Raw genomic sequence first — 24,902 nt, forward strand, 5'->3', positions numbered from 1 at the left:
TAAATTAAAATTAAAGGAAATTAAAATGTATTATATTGGTATAGATATAGGCTCAACAGCTTCAAAGGTTGCAGTTTATGATGATAATATTAATGATTTAAGAGAACTATTTATGATTCCTACAGGATGGTCTGGAATTGAGGCAGCTTCAAAAATTTTGGATATGCTGAAAGAGAAAAATATAAATATAGAAGATTCATACTTTGTGGGTACAGGATATGGAAGAGTATCAATAGAGTATGCTAATAAGACTGTAACAGAAATTACATGTCATGCTAAGGGTGCTAATTTTTTATTTAATAATTTGAATGGCACTTTAATAGATATAGGCGGACAGGATACTAAAATAATAAGCATAAAAAATGGAAAAGTTGATAATTTTATTATGAATGATAAATGTTCTGCAGGTACTGGAAGATTTATAGAGTTAATGTCTAATTCTTTAGGATGTTCTATACCTAGCCTTCTAGAAGAAGCAGAAAAATGTAAGGAAACAGATGTTATTATAAGCTCAATGTGTACAGTATTTGCAGAAACTGAAGTTATAAGTCTTAAATCAAGCGGAAAACAAAAAAGCGAGATTGCTTATGCTATAGTAAATTCTGTTGCAAATAAAGTTGCTTCACTTTGCGGAAAGTTTAAAGATGATACTTATTTTCTTACAGGAGGATTATGCGTATTCGATTATTTAGTTAAAACATTAGAAAAAACTTTAGGCGGTAAAGTTATTACAGACAGCAGAGGTCAGTATGCAGGTGCTATAGGAGCAGCTATTATCGGATTTGAAAAAAACTCTAATAATAAAAATATTACAAAAAATACCTCTGAAAACAGCAATATAAAAAAAGAAGAGAATAAAGAAAAAAAATTAGTTATAACTTTCAATACTATAACAGATGTTATGAGAGCAGAAAAAGCTTTTAAAGATATTATGTCAAAAACTAATGAAATACTTGGAAAAATAATATCTATACCAAGTGAAATATCTGCAGGATGCGGTATGTCTTGGGAAAGTGAAACCAATTTGAAAGATAATTTAATAAATATATTAAAAGAAAATGATATAGAATATGATAATTGCTATGAAATAGCTAAATAAATATAATATATTAGAGCTACTCTACAAGATTAATTACAAACATAATATTTTATATGTTGTATAGTTAATTATTTTTTATATATAAATATGCAGTCATTTGGCGGATGTTCATACTTTGGCAGCAAAATAAATATGTAGTAGTTCCAACAATTATAAATAAAATGAGTTTTGAAATAAGTCTAATAAATTTATAAAACATATTTGTTAAATAAAAAAGGATTCAGATATATATCCAAATCCTTTTTTAGTATCTCAGTATAATAACTATATACTGTAAACTATATCCCCATCAACTATAGTCTTTAACACCTTAATATCTTTTATTTCCTTAGTGTCAACCTCAAATATATCCCTATCTAAAACTATAAAATCAGCAAGTTTATCTTCTTCAATACTTCCTTTAACACCATCCTCAAAAGACATATAAGCACTTCCCATAGTATATAAATAAACTGCCTCTTTTACAGTGAGTTTTTCCTGAGGCATCCATCCTCCTTCAGGCCATCCTTTTAAATCTTCCCTATTAACAGCACAATGTATACCCTCCATAACATTAATACTATCAACAGGACCAGCAGAACCAAATCCTATATTAACTCCCATATCCATAGCTGTTTTATAAGCATAACTCGTAGAAGCCTTATCATAACCTACCCTATTTTCAACAACATGCATATCATAATTAAGAAATACAGGCTGATAATATATACCTACATTCAATTCTTTCATTCTTTCAAATAACTCTTTATCTGTAATCTGGCAATGTACTAATCCATTTCTTCTATATTTAAAATCTTTAGTATCTTTTATTTTTTCTATAGATTTTAATGCCATATCAATAGCACCATCTCCAGTAGCCTGTATTGCCAGAGAATAATCTAAACTGTTTGCATATTCAACTAACTCATCAAGTTCATCCTGCTTATATTGTGTAACGCCTCTGAAACCTTTTGAATCATTGTAATCCTCCCTCAAAAGAGCAGTTCTTGAGCCTATGCCTCCGTCTATTATCAATTTAATATGCCCTACTTTAAATCTATCATCATCTATATACTGATAGTAATAATACTGTCTAAAATCATCAATATCTTCTTTACTGATAAACTGTGCCTGCTCGCATACTCTTATTTTTAATTTCTTTTCTCTATGAAGTTTCTGATATGCATCTATAATTTTTCTATAATCTAAATCAGGCAAACTTCTCAAATCATCTGTCTGAACAGAAGTAATACCCATTTTGAAAAATATTTCCTGAGTATCAAGTATTAAAGACTTTAATGTATCAATTTCAAATGATTTAATCTTAGCTAAAATTAAAGTCATAGCTTTTGAACTTATTAAGCCATTATCAAAATCTATAGTATCGCTTTGCATATCACTTGTAATTCCGCATATCTCAAGAGCCTTACTATTTGCCACTATCATCTCTCCGCAGCATCTTCTAAAAGCAACAGGATATTCTCTGGAAATATTATCCAAATCATATTTATTAAGCATTCTCTTATCTTCAAAATAATCCTGATTCCATCCTCTTCCTATAATCCAATCATTATATCTTTCAGCTGCTTGTGAAATTTCTATTACTTCTCTTATAGACTTGCATCCGCTTAAATCAAGCATAGTATTAAAACGTGCATAAGAAACAAAATTTACATTGCTGTCATTAAATCCCGGTATAACAGTTCTGCCTTCTAAATCTATTATCTCTTCTGCATCGGCATACTTTTTTAATACCTCTTCATTACTTCCTGCAAAAGCTATTCTGCCATTATCAACAGCAACAGCTTCATAAATGTTATCATCTTTATCCATAGAATAAATTTTGGCATTTTTAAAAATTCTCATTACTTTTCTCCCTTTATAAAAGTATTTATAATGCAGACTTTATACTATCTATTTCTTCATTAGTTAAAAGCCATTCATTCTCAGTATCCTCAATTAACTTCTTAACCTCAAGCAGCCTCCTGCTTTTTTCATCATCATATCCTGATGAAGTTTCAAAAAACTTTAATATTTCAGCCTCTTCCTTTTTATAATCTTCAATCTGCTGTTCATGCTTCTTAAGTAAAGCCTCACATTTAGAGAGTTTATTTCTCATCTTTTTTCTCTCTTCATAACTATTTTTTTCCTCATTGCTATTTGAATTATTATCCTTATTTACAGCCTCTTTATTATTCTCCTGATATTTTAACTCTCTTTCCTCCTCTTCCAAAGCATCAAGCCTAACCCTATAAACATAAGCCTCATAATCTGAAGGATAAAGTGAAAGTTTCTTATCTTTCACTTCTATAATGGAATTGGCAAGCATACTGGCAAAAGTCCTGTCATGCGAAGTAAAAAATATTGTTCCGCCGTAATCTCTGAGAGAAGAAGCAAGTGCCTCAACAGTTTCAAAATCTAAATGGTTTGTAGGTTCATCCAAAATAAGTACATCAGCACATTGAGTTATAGCTGCAAGAAGCGAAAGCCTAGCCATCTCTCCTCCGCTTAAAACTTTAACATCCTTATTAACATCCTCCCCAGAAAATAAAAAACTTCCTAAAAGTGTTAACAATTCCTGACTGAGAAGCCCCTGTTTAGCATTCTTTTTTAAATATGACAATACAGTATCATTCGCTGTAATATTCTTATATGTATCCTCTCCGAAATATGCTATTTTTATGCCGTATGAATAATTATAGCTTCCAGATACAGGCTCCAGTCTTCCTGCTATAGTCCTTAAAAAAGTAGTTTTACCTTCTCCATTCTGCCCAAGAACAGCTACTCTGCTTCCTCTAGGTATCTCAATACGTCCGCTTTCTGCAACTATTTTTTCACCATATCCTACAGCCAAATCATCAGAAATAAGAGCAAAACCTTTTTTTTCAGGTACTTCAGGCAGTTTAATTCTAACATTTTTGGAAGGATGATTTATCTCTATAGTCTTTAATTTTTCTATCTGCTTTATACGCGACTGAACAGCTTTTGCCTTTGTAGCTTTATATCTGAATCTCTCAACAAATCTTTCTAAATGTGCTTTTCTCTCTTCGATATTTTTATTATATTTCTTTATTGTATATTCTTTTTCTTCTTTGTACTCAAAATAATCTTCTATATTACCCGGAAAATATGTTATTTTTCCATTTTCCATTTCTATAGTTTTTTCGCATGTTGTTTTTAAAAACTCCCTATCATGCGAAACTATTAAAAATCCTCCGTTATAATCCATCAAAAAATTCTCTAAATCTATCAATGTATTTAAATCTAAAAAGTTTGAAGGCTCATCTAATATCAAAAAATTTGGTTCATAAAGCATCATCTCAGAAAGCTTAACCCTCATTCTATAACCGCTTGACAAACTTCCTAAATTGTAATTAACTTTTATATGATCTATTCCGAATCTGCTGGCTATTTTAGAACATTTCCAAGACTCTTTTCCTGTAACTCTTACAAGATAATCTATAACTTTTTCATTTTCATCAAAATCACCCTGCTGACGCAAATAACCTATTCTTACATCATCAGAAAGTATTATCTCTCCGTCATCAGGCTCCTCAAGCCCCATAAGAATTTTTAAAAGCGTAGTTTTACCCGCACCATTGCGTCCTATCATGCCTATTTTAGATTTTTCTTCTATAAGCAAATTTACATTATCAAGCAAAACCTTATGAACAAATCTCTTGGATATATTTACTATGTTTATAATACTTCTAGCCATATTTTTACTTAAACATTTTTTATTTTTATTAGTCTACAATTCTATAATAATTTTAAAAAATATTCAAATACAAAAATACAATAATTTTTAAGAAATATTATTTAGCTTATATACTAAACTCTTAAAAAACTTCCCTCTTTCCTCATAATTTTTGAACATATCAAAACTGGCACATCCAGGTGAAAGAAGCACAGTATCACCGTCTATAGATATAGCAGAAGCATAATTAAAAGCATCAGTGAAATCTTTTACTATAATCTTATTTTCAAAATGCAGCATAGAATCAAGCGACTCAGCAGCCTCACCAATAAGTATAAGTTTTTTAAGTCTGTTTTCCATAATATTATTTAAAGAAGTAAAATCTATATTTTTATTACGTCCTCCCATTATAAGTATAATATCTTTATCAAAAGACTTCAAAGCACTCATAACAGCATTCATTGATGTGGCTTTAGAATCATTAATATATTTCACCCCATTTATAACAGAAACTAATTCTAATCTATGCTCTATTCCATTGAAATTATTAACAGTATTCTCTATATGCTCAATAGGTATTCCATCTTTCAAACATACAAGCACAGCAGCTAATATATTTGCTACATTATGCTTACCTAATATCTTCCTATCTTTTATAGAAAATAGCTTCTCATTATTATAATATATATATTCATCCTCTTCATTATAATAAATATCCGCAAATTTACTTTTTATAGAAAATGTTAAAAGCTTCATCTTGCAGTTATTAAGCAGTTCATTATAATATATATTGGTGTATATATTATCATAATTAAGTATAAGAAAATCATTTTTATTTTGATTAACACTTATATTTTTTTTGGCATTGAAATAATCTTCTATACTGTTATATCTGTCAAGATGATCTTCAGCAATATTTAGTATAACACCTATATGTGCATGAAATTTTTCAACTGTTTCTAATTGAAAACTTGAAAGCTCTAATACAACATCTTCACCTTCCTCTATATTTTCAATCTCTTTAGTAAATGTATTTCCTACATTCCCTAAAAGTTTAGCCTTTTTGTATGAACTTATTATTTTATGAATAAGAGTAACTGTTGTAGTTTTTCCGTCTGTACCAGTTACAGCTATATAATTTCTATTAGGAAGAAGGTTATATGCAAACTCAATTTCACCTATAATTTTTATTCCGCGTCTCTCAGCCTCAGCAACTATTGGAATAGTACGCGGTACTCCAGGAGAAATTATTATAAGAGTAATATCATCCAAAATAGATAATTCCTGCTTGCCAAAAAAAATCTTTACTTTTTTATCTTTTAATGCATTTATACTCTCTTGAAGTTCGCTTTCACTTTTACTATCGCTCAATGCATATTTTATATTAATATTCATAGAAGTATTAATATCATATATAACATTGGCAATACTTACTCCGCTTCTTAAAGCAGCACCAAGTATTAAAATATTTTGTTTCTTTAGTACTTTTATATACGTTTTATTTAAATTAAAAATCATTTTACAACACCAAATAAAAAATTATAAACTTAATTATCTTTGTATTCGTCCTGAAGCATCACCATTATAAACAGTCATAACTTCATCAACAGTTACAACATTAAAATCACCTTCTATAGAATGCTTCAAACAGCTTGAGGCAGCAGCAAACTCTAATGCCTCTCTGTCATCCTTTCCATTCAAAAATGAATATATCAAACCAGCAGCAAAACTATCTCCTCCGCCTACCCTATCAACTATCTTTATTAAATATTCCTTTGAAAAAAAATATTCATCGCCGTTATAAAGCATGCATGACCATAAATTCTCACTTGCAGAAATAGAACCCCTTAAAGTAATTCCTACTTTTTTTACATTGAATCTTTTTACAATCTCTCTTGCCACATCTTTATATCCTTCATGCGATAATTTTCCCTCTATAATATTTGAATCCTTTGCCTTTATTCCAAAAACCTTATCAGCATCTTCTTCATTAGCAACACATATATCAACATAAGGCATCAATTTACTCATAGTTTCATTGGCTTCTTTGGATGTCCATAATTTTTTTCTGAAATTTAAATCCAAACTTATAGTCAAACCTTTTTCTTTAGCCTTCTTACAAGCATCAATACAAATTTCAGCAACATTTTTTCCAAGTGCAGGAGTTATACCTGTCAAATGAAACCATTTAGCATTATTAAAAATTTTATCCCAATCAAAATCTTCTTTGCTGGACTTTGATATAGAAGAATTAGCTCTGTCATATATTACTTTAGATCCCCTCTGACTTGCACCTTTTTCCAAGAAATATATCCCTATTCTATCTCCTCCCAAAATTATATTTGAAACATCAACTCCATACCTTCTAAGCTCATTAATACAAGCCTGCCCTATATCATTATTAGGAAGTTTTGTAACAAATGAAGTATCTATACCAAAATTTGATAACGCAAAAGAAACATTAGCTTCTCCGCCTCCGAATCTAGCATCATAAGAATCAGTCTGAACAAATCTTAAATTTGAAGGCGGTGATAATCTTAACATTATTTCACCAAAAGTTATAACTGAAGACATAAAAAATTCCTTTATTATATTATTAACATAACTTTATTAACATAATATTATATTATGTTAATAATTATTTCAATCAAATAAATCATATTTATTATAAAATAATATAATTTTAAATAACAAAAAGGAGAAGTTAATATTTCTTCTCCTTTCTTATTCTTAAATATAAAAAATACTTTAAACTATAGAGTTATTTTTTTATTCTCTTCAACAGATTCCAATACTATACAGTTAGCACCTATAATAGCATTTTCTCCTATAACCGTATTTCCGCCGAATATTGAAGCATTAGCATATATTGTAACATAATCACAAACAGTAGGATGCCTTTTCTGCCCCTCTAAACTTCTTCCATTAGTTAAAGATAAAGCACCTAATGTAACACCCTGATACATTTTAACATGATGTCCTATTACAGTAGTTTCTCCTATAACAATACCTGTTCCATGATCTATAAAAAAGTAATCTCCTATAGATGCCCCAGGGTGAATATCTATACCTGTTTTTGAATGTGCAAATTCAGATATTGTTCTTGCTATTAAATACTCTTTTTGATTGTAAAATATATGTGCTATTCTATAATTAAATATAGCCCTAAAACCAGGATATGTTAATACTATTTCATCATAAGATTTTGATGCAGGGTCTGATTGAAAAAAGAACTCTAAATCTCTTTCCAAACTTACGGCAATATCATCTAGCTGCTCTATAAAATCAAGCAATGCAGAATCATCTGTAACCACTTTCATATAAAGTCTTGCTATGCTTTTTTTCACCATATCTTTGTTTTCAGATTCCCTAAAAAAATTTGGGAAAACATAATCTCTGACAAGCTTAATTATTTCTTTAATATCTTTCTGATTTGGCAATTCGCTAAAAGTTTTTAATTTCATAATTATATCCAATAATAAATTAATTCCAAGAATATCTTTCTCCTGTATCTGGTAAAATACAAAGAAGTTTAATATTTTCTTCTGATCTTTCCAGTTTTTTAGAAAAATCTACAGCAGCATATACACTGGCTCCTGATGATATTCCAACAAGCAAGCCCTCATTAAAACATATCTCTCTTGCTGTATTAATAGCATTATCATCTGATACATCCATTATCTCACTTACAACACTCAAATCCAAAATTTCAGGAACAAAATTAGGTCCTATTCCTTGTATCTTATGAGCTGCTGCTTTTCCTTTTGTAAGCAAAGGAGAAGATTCTGGCTGAACACCTATAACTTTAGTCTTTTTATTATTATCTCTTACATACTGACCTATTCCTGTTATAGTGCCGCCTGTACCAATACCAGAAAAAACATAATCAAGATTAGGAATATCTTTAAATATCTCTACAGCTGTTGTAAGATAATGTGCCATAACATTGGATGAATTTACAAATTGTCCAGGAATAATAGAATCAGGAATTTTTTTATTTAATTGATTAGCCCTTTCCACAGCAGCACTCATGCCTCCATCAACTAATTCTAATATGGCACCATAATCTCTTATTAATTTCCTTCTCTCTTCAGACATAGAAGAAGGCATTACTATTATAACATTGAATTTTAAATATCTTCCTATAGCAGCCATAGCTATACCTGTATTGCCTGATGTAGGTTCTATTATTGTAGAACCTGCTTTTAATTTACCATCTTTAAACAAATCCAATATAATTTGCTTAACGGCTCTGTCTTTTATAGAACCAGCTGGATTATTCTTTTCAACTTTTCCGTAAAGTTCTATTTTACTTTTCAAACCAAATTTTGATTCTATGTTTTTTAATCTTAAAATAGGAGTGTTTCCTATTAAATCAAGTATGCTGTTATATACCATTAAAAATCTCCCAAAATATATACGTATCAGTTAATATACATTAATATCATAATAAAAACAACATATAAAGATTCAAAAATAATAAATACAGTTATATTTTATCTATTATATTAATAATATCAATATTATCCATATTTTTTATCTTTTTATATGCTATCCATTTATTCTTGTAAATATAATTCATAAAATAAACAAGCCTTGTAAGTGCATCATCAAAAGAGTCATCTGTATTATATTTTTGCAATAAGGCTATCTCTAATATACTTCTTTCCCCGTCTATATTAAGCCAAGCAGATGTGGAAAGTTCATCAAATTCTATATCTTTATTTATATCCTTGTTTAACATCCAAGAAGAAAATTTTGTAATTATATTATGTTTATCCAATATTAATAAAACTTTTCCTTCATCATTTATTTTCCAATTATCATGTATTATTTTTGGAACATACATAACAAAATTATCATTATATTTATTTATATTACTCATATCTATTCTCTTTTGATCTTTTTACAATATATAAATACATTAATATAGAAAATAAAATATACATAATAAATGCCGCTAAATTTCCAAAACCAAATAAATTTTCAGCAAAATTAATATGTATATTAAAAGCAGCCATTACAGCAATAATTACTCCAGTTATAGAATCGCCTGCAACCAAGCCAGATGATAATAATATTCCTTTCTTTATAGCTTTTTCATTTGAATTATTATCATTTCTAAATTTATATTCAACAACTTGTCTAATTAAAGCACCTATAAATATTGATGCTGTTAATGTTATATTTAAATACAAACCTAAAGCAACAGCAAGAACAGGCAATCCTGTCATAGAGCAAAATACGGCTATAAAAGCCCCTATCACTACTAGAGTCCAAGGAAGCTGAGAGGACATTATACCTTCAGCTATAAGCTTCATTAATACGCCCTGAGGAGCAGGTACAGACTCAGTTCCAAGTCCGTAAACATTATGCATAAGAATGAGGGTTGCACCTGAAGCAAATGATGCCGTAATCAAAGATATAACTACACCTAATTGAATATTTTTTGGTGTACCGCCTATTATAAACGTAGATTTTAATGACTGAGTTGTGCCCCCTGATGCTGAAGTAGAAATTGATACAACACCGCAAACCAAAAGTGCAGTTCTTATTCCATCATCTCCTATATGTCCAGTAAGTTTGAATAAGGATGCCGCTATTAGAAGTGCTGCTATAGTCATGCCTGAAACTGGATTATTGCTTGCACCTACAATACCTACTATACTTGCAGATACAACAGCAAAAAAGAAGCAAAATACTACAGCTAATAATCCTCCTAATATACCGCCATTTATACTTGGAATAAGGCATGTTCCTGCAAAACCAATCAATGCCGACAATAGAATAATTGTAATAGGAGCATCCCTATTTATTCTATCAATATTAGATGAATTATTATTTATATTTTTTATTGATTTATACAATGAGCTTATAATAGTAGGTATAGATTTGCCTAATGATATAAAACCTCCCATAGCCAAAGCTCCTGCACCAATATAAACGATATAGCTGCTCCATACTTCCTGTGCCGTCATATTAATATCTGATCCAAAATATTTTATTAATGGTATAAATACAAGCCATGACATAATACCGCCTGCAAACATTATAGAAGAACTTTTTATACCGATAATGAATCCAAGACCAAGAAGCGAAATCAATGTATCAGCACCTATCATAGTGTTCTGGTATGAATGTATTATATAATTAGCCTTCTCCTTCCAGAAACCAAATCCTCCTGAAAGCAATTTATAAATAAAACCAGAAAACAAACCCATTAAAACATATTTTAATCCCTTTCCGCCCTCAGTACCTATAACTAAAACTTCTGACTGTGCCATAGCCTCAGGATATATTAACTTTCCATGCTCTTCTACAACTAAATACCTCCTTATTGGTGTAATGAAATAGCATCCCATTAAAGCAGCTATTATAGTAATTATAACTATAGTTAATATAGAAAGATCCATACCAAATAAAATAACCGCTGGTAATATAAATATAATACCTGCTGCTATTGACTGACCCGATGCAGAAAGTGCAGATGTTAAATTTGCTTCTAATATATTATTTCTTTTAAATAAAGTTTTAAATATGGCTATTGAAAGTATAGCCCCTGGTATTCCTGAAGATATTGTAAGTCCTACTTTAAGACCCAAATATGTATTTGCCGAAGCAAATATAACAGCAAAAATTACACCTAAAATTAAAGAATATACTGTCATTTCTGGCATTTTAATATTTGATGGTACAAATGGTATATAATCCTCTCCTTTTATACCGCCGTAAGCATATTTTGATAATTTCTTTTCTTTAACAATAGAATTTTCTCTAATATTATTTAATTTACTGCCATCATCCATAATAATTTTCCCCCTATAGTATAATTATATACAAAAAAGAGAGCAATTAAATATTAATATTATAATTCTCTATTTTTTTAAATAAAAATAAAGTTATAAACATGATAATCGGGAAGAATACCGCAAAGAAAATACCTGTTTTTATAGATAATTGAACGCTGTTATTATTAATCATAATAAAACTGAATTTATTAATAATGCTTTCATTATTTGAAACAAACCCTACTATTGCAGGACCTAATGAACACCCTACATCACCAGCTAAAGCAAGCATAGCAAACATAGCTGTGCCTCCCTTACTATAACTTTTTGATGCTAAACTAAATACAGAAGGCCACATTATAGCAACAGAAAGACCAGTAATACCGCATCCTATTAATGATAAAAAAGCATAAGGACTAAAAGCTGTTACAATATATCCAAAAACGCAAAATAAAGATGATATCATTAATGCTTTTTCTATATTTATTTTTTCCGAGTTCATAGCATAAATAAGCCTTACTATACCCATACAAAATGCAAACATACATGCCCCGAATATATCGCCTATACTTTTATTAACATTAAGCCCCAATTCAGCAAATAATGAAACCCATTGAGCTATTGACTGTTCGCTTGCTCCTGCACATATCATAAGAACTGCAAATATTAATACTATCTTTACTGATAATAATTTTCTAATTGAAACAGTATTATTATCATGCATATTATCTTTATGTGTTTTTAAAATATTGATAGGAACATTGGCAAATAAGAATATATTTACAAGAGGAATTAAAGCCCAAATCATAGACATATACCTCCAATTTTCAATTCCGAATATATTAAAATATAAAGTTGAAAATATCACCACAGCCATAGAACCCCAGCAGTAAAATGAATGCAGTATATTCATAGCTTTAGTTTTTTGTTTTTCAGGAAGTGCCTCTACAATAGGACTTATCAAAACCTCTATCAAGCCACCTCCTAAAGCATTAATAAAAAAGCATATAAGTATTGCTAAGTATGGATTTATATAAAAAGGAGTACACCAAGTAAAAATAAACCTAAAGCAGAAAATATATGAGCAGAAACTATAGGAAGTCTGTATCCTATTTTATCTATAAATTTAATTGCTAAAAAATCTATAATCATCTGAACAGCAAAATTAAATGATGATAATAAACCTATTTGAGTTAATGATATACCAAAGTATTTTTGAAACACTATAAAAATTAGAGGCGGAAATATATTTATCACAGCCTGTGTTATGTAGCCGTTATAGCTGGCATATAAAGTATGCGTATAATTTAATTTCATATTAACACCTTTTCATTTTATTTAGAGATTACTTTTCCATCTATTAATGAAAAATGTACATTTCCAAAATCTCTGCTGTCATAACCATAATCTCTGTTATCAGATAAAACAAAATATTCATTATATCCTATAATATAGGGACCGAAGTTATCTCTAGCAGAAACTTCTCTATCCAATATTCTGTCATCGCTTCCTATATTAGCCCAAGGTTCATTCAAAATCTCTCCATTTATATATACAACCTTATCTCTAATCTCTATAGTTTCATTTGGAAGACCAACAACACGCTTTATTAAATATCTAGTTCTTGATATATTGACTTTACCAAAAGATGCAAAATATACAAAATACGAAGCAAATCTTTTTAAAAAAAACTCTCTCTTCGTTCTCGGGTCTATCATAAATACAATATCGCCTCTTTTAGGTCTTGAAAAAACAATAGTTTTTCCAGTAAGAGAGGATACAAAAGGTCTTAATGCTACCGCATATTTTAGCTTTGAAGTAATTAATAAATCATTAGGTTCAATAGTATTCATCATAGTAGAGCTTTTCATCCTATCAAACCTTACAAATAAAGTAACAATACCAAAAATAATAAATGCTATAATAAAACCTAATACAAGTCTTGCAATAGCCCTATACAAAAGACTATTGCTCCTATAATATATAAAGATAAAAGGTTTAAAAATAGCCTTGATGGTATTTCTTTTTTCTTTTCTTATTTCTTCTTTATCATAAGAATAATTCATCTATTAATTGATGACCTCTGTAATTTTTATAACTTAAGATTTTTTAGCCTGATGTTCGCTGTTTTCCAAAGCTGCTGGAACTGCAGGTACTACTATATAGCCGTATTCTCCGCTGCGGCATAAATTCATTATTACATCATTACTCAATGTTTCACCAGCAACATCATCTCTCAAATATTCAGGTAAATCAATAACATGATATAAAGGTGCAATGCCATCAACATTAACTTCAAATAATTCTTCTATAAACTTTAAATCTTTATTTAATCTGTCTAAAACTTCATCTTTTTGATTTTCTTCTATTCTTAATCTAGTTTGATATAAAAGTGCTTCTAATTCTTCTCTGTCTGTTGTCATTTATTATATCCTTAAATATTATAGTATAAATATAATATACTAATATAAATAATTTTTCAATAGCATTATAAGAATGCATTATATTATTTTACTGCATTTTTATATTTATACTAAATTATTATAAAAATTATTTTATACTAATAATAAGCTCTTTCAAAAACTTCCACATTCTATCAACGGAAGATACGCTTAAATGTTCCTTTGGAGTATGAACATCATAAATATCAGGTCCCATACTTATCATATCAACATCATGCAAAGGCTTTTTTAATATGCCGCATTCCAACCCAGCATGTATAGCTTTTATTTCAGCATCTTTTCCAGTAACCTTTTTATATATTTGAACAGCTATATCCTTTATCTTTGAATTAGGATCATATTCCCAAGCAGGATATCCACTTGTTGCTTCAAAATGAGCATTTGTTCTCAAAGCAATATCCTCAACTCTAGCAACTATTTCCCTAGAAGAACTTTCCACAGAACTTCGTATAGATATAATTGAAGTTACTTTATTATTTTCTTCTTTCAAAATACCATTATTAGCACTTGTCTGCACCAAACCCTCAATATCTCTGCTCATATAAAGAACTCCGTCTGGGGCAAGCATAAGAAAATCTATTATATCATTAGTTAATTTTTTTGTGAAACATTCTTTTACAACATCACATTTAGAAACGGATATATTCATATCAGGGTCTTCAACTTTATATTCATTTTTTATATATTTTGAAATCACATCTATATCAGATTTTACTTTATCAATATTTTTTGCAGTTATTACCGCCTCAGAATGCTTAGCAATAGCATTTCTCTTAGATCCCCCGCATATAGAATATATATTAATATCATTTTTTATAGAATACAAAATCCTAGATAAAACTTTAATAGCATTAGCCCTCTGATTATTAATTTCCATACCAGAATGTCCGCCTTTAAGCCCTGAAACCTCTATCTTTAATGCCTCATTACTATTATCCTCTCTTACAATATCAAAATCAACTATTGTATTGATGCCTCCAGCACAGCTTACAAAAAATACTCCTTCCTCCTCAGCATCTATATTTATAAGCGTCTTTCCTTCTAAATGCTCAGAAGTAACATAAAAAGCACCATGCATACTAGTTTCTTCTGCCGTTGTAATTAAAACCTCTAATGCAGGATGCGGTATATCATTGGAATCAAGCAAAGCAAGTGCAAAAGCAACAGCAATACCGTCATCAGCACCCAAAGTTGTATCATTAGCCCTTAAAATATCACCCTCAAGTATAAGTTCTATAGGGTCTTTTCTGAAATCATGTTTGGATTCTTTTGTCTTTTCGCAAACCATATCCATGTGCCCCTGTATTATAATAGGCTTTAAATTTTCATATCCTGAAAAAGAATTTTTCTTTATAATTACATTATTTTCCTTATCCTGATAAACTTCTAAATTTCTATCTTTAGCAAACTTTACTAAAAAATCGCTAATCTCTTTTTCATGGGCTGACTCTCTTGGAATCTTACTAATCTCAGCAAACCATCTAAAAACCTCTTTGGAATCAAGATTTTTTAAACTATCTAAACTCATACAAAACCTCTTTAAAATATCTATAATCATGTAATAATATAATTTCTAATTTATATATTTTATCACGGTATAAACCTATGTCAATAATAACTTTATAATATTAAAATATAAGTATAAAATGTATCATAATTATATATATACCAATCAAATAAAATTCCTTGACAAATATAAAAAATAAAATTAGAATAACTAATTAAATTCTAAAATACATAAATAAATATAGAAACATATCGGAGATGCAGATGAAGGTAATTGATATAGATAAAAAGCCAGAAAATGAAAAAATATTTTTCGGTGATTTCGGACATTATATAAGAATCGACTCCGTAAGCCATGAAATAGCAAAAAAATTAAAAGAAGCAAGTGAGGGAAATACTTGGTTTACTAAAGAAGTTGATTATAAATCTGATAAAACTAGATTTTCATCTCTTCCTGAAGATGCCCAAAGAGCCTTTAAACTTAATATAGCATATCAAACTCTAATGGACAGCGGAGTTACAAGCGGATTTTCATCAATATTAAACAGAATAGTAACAAGCTCTATATGGTCAATACTATATGCCAGAATAGCAATAGAGGAAAATATACATGCAGAAAGCTATTCTTACGGACTTTCTGAAGTATTTGGACATGAGGCAACGGATACATTGGATTTAGTTTACAATGATGAGTTTGTAAAGCATAGGATGGAAAAAGAAGTTGAATTATTCGGAAATGTTGATGAATTATGTAATCTTGAAAGCTCTAATGCATCATTAGATGAAAAAAAACAAGCTGTATTAAAATTATTACTAGGAATATATTTACTTGAAGGTATAAAATTCCCATTTTCTTTTCTTGTAACTTTCACAATAAATAACAGCTATGATAATGCTATAGCAGGATTTACAAAAACTATTAAATTAATAGCACATGATGAGTTAAATGTTCACGTACCCACTGGTAAAAATGTAATGACCATTCTTAGAAAAGAGGATAATCAGGGTTTTTCTCATCTATTTAAAAGCGGATGGTTTAACGATACTGCTAAAGCGATGGTTGAATTTACTGTAAATGAAGAGATAAAATGGGCTAAATACCTATTTGATGATAAAGAGGTATTGGGCATAAACTCTTCTGTAAGCGAGCATTTTATTAAATATTGGGCTGGTGTGAGGTTAAAAGATATTGGAGTTGAAACTGAATATTTATCTGAAAAGAAATCTGATATAATAGATTGGTTTAACAGCTATAGAGATATAAATAAACAAAATGCAGCTTTGCAGGAAACTACTAATACATCATATCAAAAAGGTGCATTAAAAAACGATTTATAATAATTGGGGTAAATTATGATAGAATTTGGAAAAGGTAAAAAGCATATTATAATAAAGAGGGACGGACGGGAAGAACCATACAATGAAGAGAAACTTAGAAAGGTTATAGATTGGGCTACGGAAGGAAAGGAAGCATTTACCAATCAAATTTTAGAGGGCTTAAATATCAAAATTAATGATAAAATGAAAATAGAAGTATTATATGATGAACTCATAAATACTGCTGTTAATATGATAAGTCCTTTATACCCAATTTATGATACTATAGCAGAAAAATTATATTTGATGAAAATATACAAAGAAACATGCGGACTTAAAAAGATAGGTTCATATCCTCATATAAAAAATTTCTTAAAAAAAGGAATAAAATATAAAATATATGATAAAGATATTATAAAACTATTTTCTGATAAGGAACTTGATAAAATAAATTCTATGATAGAACCCAACAGAGATTTACTTTTTACATATAAGGGACTTGCAATATTCTATAAAAAATACTGCAAAAACATAGGAAATAAAAAGCTAGAACTTCCTCAAATAACATATATGGTAGCTGCTATGTTCTCATTTTATGATGATTATTATAAGGGCAATAATAAAGATAAATTAGAAATAAGCAAAACAGAAAGGTTAAAATATATAAAAAGAACATATGATATGCTGTCAAAACATGAAATTACTTTTGCAACTCCTAGAATAGCAAATAGCATGACAGTAAAAGCCCAGCTTGCAAGCTGCATATTAAATACGCCTGATGATGATACTTGGAGCTTGAATCAAACTGACAGCAATATGGCATTATACTCAAAATTTTCAGGAGGTATTGCCTACGATGCTTCTTATATACGTGCTTCAGGCTCTACTATACAAACTAACAGAGGACGTTCAGACGGTCCTATACCATTTATAAAAAGAGTAGAACAAACTATATCATCATTCAATCAAGGCGGTGTAAGAAAAGGGGCATGTGTTGTAACTTTTCCTTGGTGGCATTTAGATGTATTGGATTTGATTATGCTTAAAGATGCTGGCGGTACAGAAGATACAAGAGCTAGAAAATTAGTTTATTCTATTAGAATAAGCAATATATTCAGAGAACGTGTAAATAAAGACGGATATGTAACTCTTTTTGACCCTAAAGAAACTCCGCTTCTTAATGAAGAATATGGAGAAAAGTTTAATGTTGCTTATATGTATTATGAAAGCAAATCTTCTATTAGAAAGAAAAGAATAAGAGCCAAGGATCTGCTTTTTCAAATATTAAAGGTAAGACAGGAAACAGGAAACTTATATTTAACATTTGTAGATAATATAAATGAACAGAATATGGTTAATAGATTTGTAGGTGCTTCTAATTTATGTCAGGAAATAGTTATACCATCATATCCTTCAAAATTGATAAAAGAAAAATATATTATAAATGAAGACGGCGAATATGAAATAGTGCAGAGAAAGAAGAGCGGAGAGATAGGAATATGCAACTTGGTATCAGTAAATTTGATGTCATGGGTAACTTTTACTCCAGAAAAGAAAAAATCATTCTGCTATACACTTTTAAGGGGATGCGATAATATAATAGATACTCAGTATTATCCCGTTAAAGAGGGAGAAATAGCAAATAAGAAAAACAGACCAATCGGTATAGGAGTTATAAATTATGCAAATCTTCTTGCTTCTAATAAATTAAAATATACAGATAAAGAGGCTTTAGAGTTTACTAATCAGGTATTCGATGATTTATACTATCACATATATGAGGCTTCTAATATATTGGCAAAGGAAAGAGGAACTTATAAAACATTTAATGAATCAAAATGGAAAGAAGGATTGACTCCTTTTCATATATCATTATTAAACAAAAATAAGAATAATAAGCTTGATGTAAAACTTGATAAAGAGAAATGGGATAAACTTGCAGAAGAAATAAAAACAAGCGGAGTTCGTTTTTCATTTCATGGAGCTATTGCCCCAACAGCTACATCAGGAAAAAGCGTATCTGCCACGGAAAGTATAGAGCCTATAGTGGATTTATTTTTTGTAGAAGAAGGAATACAAACTCTTCCTAGTTTAGTGCCTAATATAAAAAAAAATAGGCAGTACTATGAAAGATGCTGGACTATACCTGCAAAAACTATAATAGAGCTTGCTGCGATTAGACAAAGATATATAGATCAATCTCAGTCATTAAATTTATACTATATAAAACCAGAATCCGCAAAAGAACTTTGGGATGATATTCAGTATGCTATGGATTTGGGGCTAAAAACATTATATTATATGAAAACCCCTAAATCTAATTTTGAATTGGAAGAAGTTTGTGAATCATGTACATAATTATATTTACTATATATTGTTTCAAGAATAAATTTATTAATGCTTATATTTTTTCATTATAGTTTGCACCTTAACGAAATTAATAAATATAAAAAATATATAATGTATATTGATTCTTGAAGCAGTTCTAATCTTTATAAAAATTAAGTGTACGAAATCATTTAATTCTATTTTTTTATTTTTAAGTTGTAATATATTGATAATATTATATCATAATCTTATAATAATATATCTTTAAGGCTTCAATTATGAATAAAAAATATCAAGAAGAAATCAAAAAATTAATGGAAGAATTAACATTGGAAGAGAAAGTTTCTCTTTTAAGCGGCAGAGATTTTTGGTCAACTAAACCAATATACAGACTAAAAATACATTCTCTATATTTAACTGACGGTCCTCATGGTGTTAGAAAACAGAGTACCGAATCTGATGAATTAAGTTTGCAAAAATCAATATCATCAACATGTTTTCCAACTGCATGCTGCAGTGCTTGTTCATTTGATCCAAATATAATGTATGAAATGGGAGAAGCAATATCAAAAGAAGCAAAAGCTAATAAAATTGCTGCTGTACTTGGACCTGGAGTTAATATTAAACGCTCACCTCTTTGCGGGCGTAATTTTGAATATTTTTCTGAAGATCCTTATCTGGCAGGAAAAATGGCAAGCGGATGGATTAATGGTTTGGAGGAAAACGGCATAGCTGCAAGTTTAAAACATTTTGCTGCGAATAATCAGGAAACTTTAAGACTTATAATTGATAGTGTTGTAGATGAAAGGGCTTTGAGAGAAATATATTTGCAGGCTTTTGAAATAGCTATAAAAGAATCAAATCCTTCTACTGTAATGTGTTCATATAATAAAGTAAATGGAGATTTTGCTTCTGAGAATAAATATCTGCTTAATGATATATTGAGAGAGGAATGGGGATTTGAGGGTATAGTTATTTCTGATTGGGGAGCTGTTAATGACAGAGTTGAAGCATTAAAGGCTGGATTAGATTTGCAAATGCCTTCAACTAATGGATATGATGATAAAAAAGTTTATGAGGCTGTAAAAAATAGCATTATTGATGAGAGCGTATTAGATAAGGTTATTATAAGACTGCTTAATTTTACTCTAAACCGTATGGATAATAAATATAAAAATTTTTCTTATGATAAAGAAGAAAATCATAATACAGCAAGAAAAATTGCAGAAAACTCCATAGTATTATTAAAAAACGAAGATAAAATACTCCCTGTCAAAAAAGAAAGCAAAATAGCAATTATCGGAGAGTTTGCTCAAAAACCTAGATATCAAGGCAATGGAAGTTCATTAATAAATGCTTATAAAATAGATACAGCAGAAGAATATTTCAAAGAAAATAATATAGAATTTAATTATGCCAAAGGATACGATTCTAATTCCCCTGATATAGATAATACTCTTACAGAAGAAGCTGTTAATATATCAAAAGATAAAGATTTGGTAATAATATTTGCAGGTCTTATAAACTCTTATGAATCAGAAGGCTTTGACAGAAAACATCTTAATCTTCCTGAAAGTCATAATCACTTAATAGAAGAGATTTCAAAAGTCAATAAAAATATAGTTGTTGTACTTTCTATAGGAGCTCCCGTTTTAATGCCTTGGATTGATAAAGTAAAAGGTATTGTCAATTTATATTTAGCTGGAGAAGCTGCAATAAGTGCTGCATTTAATATTATATTCGGTAAAGTTAATCCTAGCGGAAAACTTGCAGAAACATTCCCATTAAAATTAGAAGACAATCCAAGCTATAAATACTTCCCAGGAGGAAATAAGGCTGTAGAATATAGAGAATCAATATTCGTAGGATACAGATACTATGATAAAGCAGAAAAAGAAGTTTTATTTCCATTCGGATACGGTCTTTCATACACTACTTTTCAATTTTCTAATTTAATAATATCTGATGCCAATACGATTGCAGGGCTTGACAATATTCATGTTGTTTTTGATATAAAAAATACGGGTGATATGTTCGGATGCGAGGTGGCTCAGTTATACATTTCTGCACCAGAGAATAATATATTCAAGGCTAAAAAAGAATTAAAAGGATTTATTAAGGTATTTTTAGAACCTAATGAAACAAAAACTGTTATTTTGAAATTGAACAGAAGAAGTTTTTCTTTTTATAATTCTCAAACAAAGCAGTATGAAATAGAAAGCGGAATATACACTATATACATTGGAAACTCATCAAGAAATCTAATTTTAAGTAAAAATATGGAAATAATTTCTAATGATTATAATAATGAAAAATTAAACAGTTATTTTAATCTCAATAATGATATTAATATTTCTGATGAAGACTTTGAAAAACTATTAGGAAGAAAGCTAAAGCCTATTAATATAAAAGCGTCAAAACCTTATAATCTTAACAATAATCTTGAGGAGCTTTTACATGAGAAGGCAGCTAAAGATTTTTATAATAAGCTATTAATAGGGCTTGATGAAATGTTTAAAGATGATAAAACTGATACTAAAAAGATGTTTGAAAGCATGATGCTTGAAACACCGCTTCGCTCTCTTTATACTATGAGCGGCGGATTAATAAAAAGGGATGATATAGAAAATCTGCTTCAGCTTTTGAATAGTTAAAATGATAGTTTTTATTTGTAAATAAATGAAAATAGTTTATAATAGAGTATTACTATTTATTTAAGGATAATTAATTATGGGAAAACCAATAACAAAATACGGATATGAAAAAGCAAAGGCTAAACTTTTAGAATTAAAAGCAGAGTTTGAAACTTTGCCTGCTATTATTGCAGAAGCAAGAGAAAAAGGCGATTTAAAAGAAAATGCTGAGTATCATGCCGCTAAAGAAAGACAAGGGCTTTTAAATGCTCAAATATCAAAACTGGAAGGCGATTTAGCAGGTTCTGAAATAATAGACCCTGCTAGTTTGGATAAAGATACTGTAACTTTTGGGAAAAAAGTAAAAGTAAAAGATCAGGGAAGAAATACAGTTATAGAATATAAGATATTAGGCGAATTAGAAGCTGATATGACTAAAAATGAAATTACAATAGTAACACCTATTGCTAAAGGATTATTAGGCAAAAAAGTCGGAGATACAGTTACTATAAAAGTTCCTGCAGGAGATAAGATATTAGAAATATTAGAAATTAGTCTGTAAAATTATTAAAAGAATTCCATTATTATTTAGTATATTAATTAATGGAATTCTTTTTTATCATCATAGAAACTTATTTTACACTGCTGCCTTCTATAAATTGATAATCTATATAATAAATCTTATCAGTTTTATTATTATTTATTAATTCCAATAATGTATTGGCCGTGCGTACGCCTGCATTTAAAGAATCAAATTTTATAGTAGAAAGCTGCGGTTCTATTATCTCATCAATTTCATATCCTCCGAATGATATAACAGAAATATCATCAGGTATTTTAAGCCCTTTCTCTTTTAAAACTCTATATACACCATGTGCCTGTTTGTCTGTAGAGCATATTATTACATCAATCTTTTTATTAGCAAGAAGTTTATTTGTTGCAATTTTTGCACTTTCATAAGAAAAATCAGCCTTCTCAAAACTTATTTTTTTTACATTGTATTTTTTAAGCCCATCTATAACACCGTTTTTTCTAGTAATTCCAATAGCAATATCTTTTTCATCTACAGTAATATATCCTACATGTTTATGATTTCTCTTTCCTATATACTCCCCTATTTCTCTGCCCGCATTATAATCATCATTTATTATGCTTATTCCGTCAGAAAACTCCTGCCCATAAATAACAATAGGCAAATTCAATTTTTTTATTGCTTTTCTATGTTCATCGCTTATCTCAGTTGCACTTAAAACTATACCGTCTACATTTAATCTCTTTAATTTTTCTAAATACACTAATTCTAATTTTGAATCATGATTAGTGTTTATAATAATAGGTATATATTTTTTTTCTCTAAACACTTTTTCTAAACCAGTTAATACACGCGAAGCTACTATAGAATCTATAGCAGGTGTTATAATACCTATCATATAACTTTGCTTAGCTTTTAATCTGGCAAAAGTATTAGGCTCATAATTATATTTTTTTATAACCTTAGATATTTTATCTCTGGTTTCTTTTTTTACATATCCGCCATTAAAGTAACGGGATATAGTTGTTTTTGTAACATTACACAACTCAGCAATTTCTTTCATTGTAATTTTATTATTTTTCACTTAACATACCCTACCGTATTATTTAACGTTTAATTATACATTAAAAAAAAAAATTATCAAATTAAATTCAAACTTGACAAATAGCTAAATTTCTGTTATAATACATGAAACTGGTTACATATATGGATTTTTATGTCGTTAAATTATAAAAAAATAGCAAAAAGCATTATAGATGCTGTAGGTAAAGAAAATATATCATCAGCTGAATTCTGTGCCACAAGATTAAGACTTATAGTAAATAATAGAGAAAATATAAATGATTCAGATATAAAAAATATTGACGGAGTTAAAGGCGTATTATTTAATTCAGGTCAGTATCAAATAATATTAGGAACAGGAGTTGTTAATAAAGTCTATAATGAGCTTAGTAAATTACTTAACAATGAAGAATCTGTAAATAAATATGATTTCAAAAGAATTATAAGGATGTTCTCTGATATATTTGTACCTATAATGCCTGTAATAATAGCATCAGGATTATTCATAGGATTTAAAAATATTCTAATTAATGAAAGAATTTTAGTTTTTTTTAATTTGAAATTATCAGATGCAGCAGCATTCTCTGATATATTAACAAAAACTGTATTCATATTCCTTCCAGCCTTAATATGCTGGTCTGCATTTAAAGTATTCGGAGGCTCACCTATTATAGGCATAGTTTTGGGTTTAATAATAGTTTCTCTTTCAAATATTGTTTCTTTGCATGATATAAATAAAAATTGTGTGCTTCCTGCACTTGTTTCTGGAATAATAGGATCAAAATTGGAATTAAAGATAAGAAATATAATACCAAATATAATAGATATATTAGCAACACCTTTTTTAACTTTGCTAATAATGTCATTATTATCGTTTTTTATAATCATACCAGTATTCAGTATAGCTGAAAAATACATCATAATAGTTTTAAATTTATTTTTATCACTTCCTTTTGGTATAGGCGGATTTATATTTGCTTTTGGAATAATATTTATGGTTATAAATGGTGTTCACCATATAATAAATTTTTTAGAAATATCTCTGCTTGCTGCTACCTCATTAAACCCTATTAACCCTCTTATAAGCGTTGCTAATTTATCAGCAGGAGCTGTTTGTCTTGCAATCACATTAAAAACTAATAGAAAAAGCATTAAATCTATTGGATATAATGCTTCTTTATCAGCCTGTCTTGGTATAACAGAATCTGCTATATTCGGTGTAAATATAAGATATGGCATAAGACCTATAATTTGCGGAGCCATTGCTGCTGGAATCAGCGGTATATTTGTAAGAATATTTAATCTGCAGGCGGCTGCTAATGGAGTTACAGGCATACCAGCGGCTTTACTTTATATATATGATTCGAAACAATTTTTTGTATATATTTCTACGGCAATCGTTACTGTGATACTATCTTTTATTATTACATGGTTCTTTGGTGTACCTAAAGAATATATGCAAGAGGATTGAAAATAATGAAGAAAGTTTACTACAATTT

General features: G+C 29.1%; 20 protein-coding genes. 6 read left to right on the forward strand and 14 right to left on the reverse strand.

Annotation, left to right across the window (positions count from 1 at the left end; genetic code table 11):
* Nucleotides 1–25: 25 nt before the first annotated feature.
* On the forward strand, nt 26–1,099 hold the full coding sequence (locus Q0J69_RS04430) for an acyl-CoA dehydratase activase (protein WP_297204659.1): 1,074 nt from the start codon (nt 26–28) through the stop codon (nt 1,097–1,099).
* 264 nt (nt 1,100–1,363) lie between these two features.
* On the opposite strand, the gene Q0J69_RS04435 is transcribed toward Q0J69_RS04430, so the two are convergent.
* The 13 genes from Q0J69_RS04435 to Q0J69_RS04495 all read right to left on the reverse strand — a co-directional run bounded on the left by Q0J69_RS04435 (nt 1,364) and on the right by Q0J69_RS04495 (nt 15,553).
* Nucleotides 1,364–2,944 (reverse strand): amidohydrolase, encoded by a 1,581-nt coding sequence (locus Q0J69_RS04435; protein ID WP_297204662.1) that lies wholly within the window; start codon nt 2,942–2,944, stop codon nt 1,364–1,366.
* A 25-nt stretch (nt 2,945–2,969) separates the two neighbouring features.
* Nucleotides 2,970–4,796, reverse strand: a complete 1,827-nt coding sequence (locus Q0J69_RS04440; RefSeq protein WP_297204664.1) for an ABC-F family ATP-binding cassette domain-containing protein — start codon at nt 4,794–4,796, stop codon at nt 2,970–2,972.
* A gap of 87 nt (nt 4,797–4,883) precedes the next feature.
* Entirely contained in the window at nt 4,884–6,293 is a 1,410-nt protein-coding gene (murD, locus tag Q0J69_RS04445; RefSeq protein ID WP_297204667.1) for a UDP-N-acetylmuramoyl-L-alanine--D-glutamate ligase, read from the reverse strand.
* Nucleotides 6,294–6,326: 33 nt separating this feature from the next.
* The gene (locus Q0J69_RS04450; RefSeq protein WP_297204670.1) at nt 6,327–7,349 is read right to left on the reverse strand and encodes a sugar kinase; all 1,023 of its coding nucleotides are present in this window, start codon (nt 7,347–7,349) and stop codon (nt 6,327–6,329) included.
* Nucleotides 7,350–7,528: 179 nt separating this feature from the next.
* Entirely contained in the window at nt 7,529–8,239 is a 711-nt protein-coding gene (gene epsC, locus Q0J69_RS04455) for a serine O-acetyltransferase EpsC (RefSeq protein ID WP_297204672.1), read from the reverse strand.
* Between the two features lie 19 nt (nt 8,240–8,258).
* The gene (locus tag Q0J69_RS04460) at nt 8,259–9,173 is read right to left on the reverse strand and encodes a cysteine synthase family protein (RefSeq protein WP_297204674.1); all 915 of its coding nucleotides are present in this window, start codon (nt 9,171–9,173) and stop codon (nt 8,259–8,261) included.
* Between the two features lie 91 nt (nt 9,174–9,264).
* Complete coding sequence (locus Q0J69_RS04465; RefSeq protein ID WP_297204676.1) at nt 9,265–9,660, reverse strand: PqqD family peptide modification chaperone; 396 nt, start codon at nt 9,658–9,660, stop codon at nt 9,265–9,267.
* On the reverse strand, nt 9,653–11,581 hold the full coding sequence (locus Q0J69_RS04470) for an oligopeptide transporter, OPT family (protein WP_297204678.1): 1,929 nt from the start codon (nt 11,579–11,581) through the stop codon (nt 9,653–9,655). The genes Q0J69_RS04465 and Q0J69_RS04470 overlap by 8 nt, the downstream gene beginning before the upstream one ends.
* Before the next feature lie 46 nt (nt 11,582–11,627).
* Nucleotides 11,628–12,671, reverse strand: coding sequence for an MFS transporter (locus Q0J69_RS04475; RefSeq protein WP_366030218.1), 1,044 nt, complete (start codon nt 12,669–12,671; stop codon nt 11,628–11,630).
* Nucleotides 12,593–12,880, reverse strand: a complete 288-nt coding sequence (locus tag Q0J69_RS04480) for a hypothetical protein (protein WP_297204681.1) — start codon at nt 12,878–12,880, stop codon at nt 12,593–12,595. The genes Q0J69_RS04475 and Q0J69_RS04480 overlap by 79 nt, the downstream gene beginning before the upstream one ends.
* 17 nt (nt 12,881–12,897) lie before the next feature.
* Complete coding sequence (gene lepB / locus Q0J69_RS04485) at nt 12,898–13,629, reverse strand: signal peptidase I (protein WP_297204683.1); 732 nt, start codon at nt 13,627–13,629, stop codon at nt 12,898–12,900.
* Between the two features lie 33 nt (nt 13,630–13,662).
* On the reverse strand, nt 13,663–13,986 hold the full coding sequence (gene gatC, locus Q0J69_RS04490; RefSeq protein WP_297204685.1) for an Asp-tRNA(Asn)/Glu-tRNA(Gln) amidotransferase subunit GatC: 324 nt from the start codon (nt 13,984–13,986) through the stop codon (nt 13,663–13,665).
* A 127-nt stretch (nt 13,987–14,113) separates the two neighbouring features.
* A complete protein-coding gene (locus tag Q0J69_RS04495) occupies nt 14,114–15,553 on the reverse strand; it encodes an aminoacyl-histidine dipeptidase (protein ID WP_297204687.1) in 1,440 nt (479 codons plus the stop codon).
* A gap of 242 nt (nt 15,554–15,795) precedes the next feature.
* Between Q0J69_RS04495 and Q0J69_RS04500 the strand changes: the two genes are divergently transcribed.
* The 4 genes from Q0J69_RS04500 (at nt 15,796) to greA (ending at nt 22,371) form a co-directional block, all read left to right on the forward strand.
* Nucleotides 15,796–16,869, forward strand: coding sequence for a ribonucleotide-diphosphate reductase subunit beta (locus tag Q0J69_RS04500; RefSeq protein WP_297204689.1), 1,074 nt, complete (start codon nt 15,796–15,798; stop codon nt 16,867–16,869).
* Nucleotides 16,870–16,884: 15 nt separating this feature from the next.
* Complete coding sequence (locus Q0J69_RS04505) at nt 16,885–19,206, forward strand: ribonucleoside-diphosphate reductase subunit alpha (RefSeq protein WP_297204692.1); 2,322 nt, start codon at nt 16,885–16,887, stop codon at nt 19,204–19,206.
* Between the two features lie 248 nt (nt 19,207–19,454).
* The gene (locus Q0J69_RS04510; RefSeq protein WP_297204694.1) at nt 19,455–21,830 is read left to right on the forward strand and encodes a glycoside hydrolase family 3 C-terminal domain-containing protein; all 2,376 of its coding nucleotides are present in this window, start codon (nt 19,455–19,457) and stop codon (nt 21,828–21,830) included.
* Nucleotides 21,831–21,906: 76 nt separating this feature from the next.
* Entirely contained in the window at nt 21,907–22,371 is a 465-nt protein-coding gene (gene greA, locus Q0J69_RS04515; protein ID WP_297204697.1) for a transcription elongation factor GreA, read from the forward strand.
* A 70-nt stretch (nt 22,372–22,441) separates the two neighbouring features.
* Here the strand turns inward: greA and Q0J69_RS04520 are convergent, their stop codons facing one another.
* Nucleotides 22,442–23,425 carry a LacI family DNA-binding transcriptional regulator gene (locus Q0J69_RS04520; protein ID WP_297204699.1) on the reverse strand — a complete coding sequence of 328 codons (984 nt, stop codon included), beginning with the start codon at nt 23,423–23,425 and terminating at the stop codon, nt 22,442–22,444.
* Between the two features lie 132 nt (nt 23,426–23,557).
* On the opposite strand from Q0J69_RS04520, the gene Q0J69_RS04525 reads away from it, so the two are divergent.
* Complete coding sequence (locus Q0J69_RS04525) at nt 23,558–24,874, forward strand: PTS transporter subunit EIIC (protein ID WP_297204700.1); 1,317 nt, start codon at nt 23,558–23,560, stop codon at nt 24,872–24,874.
* Nucleotides 24,875–24,902 lie beyond the last annotated feature (28 nt).

The organism is uncultured Brachyspira sp., from assembly GCF_944388875.1.
GTDB lineage: Bacteria > Spirochaetota > Brachyspiria > Brachyspirales > Brachyspiraceae > Brachyspira.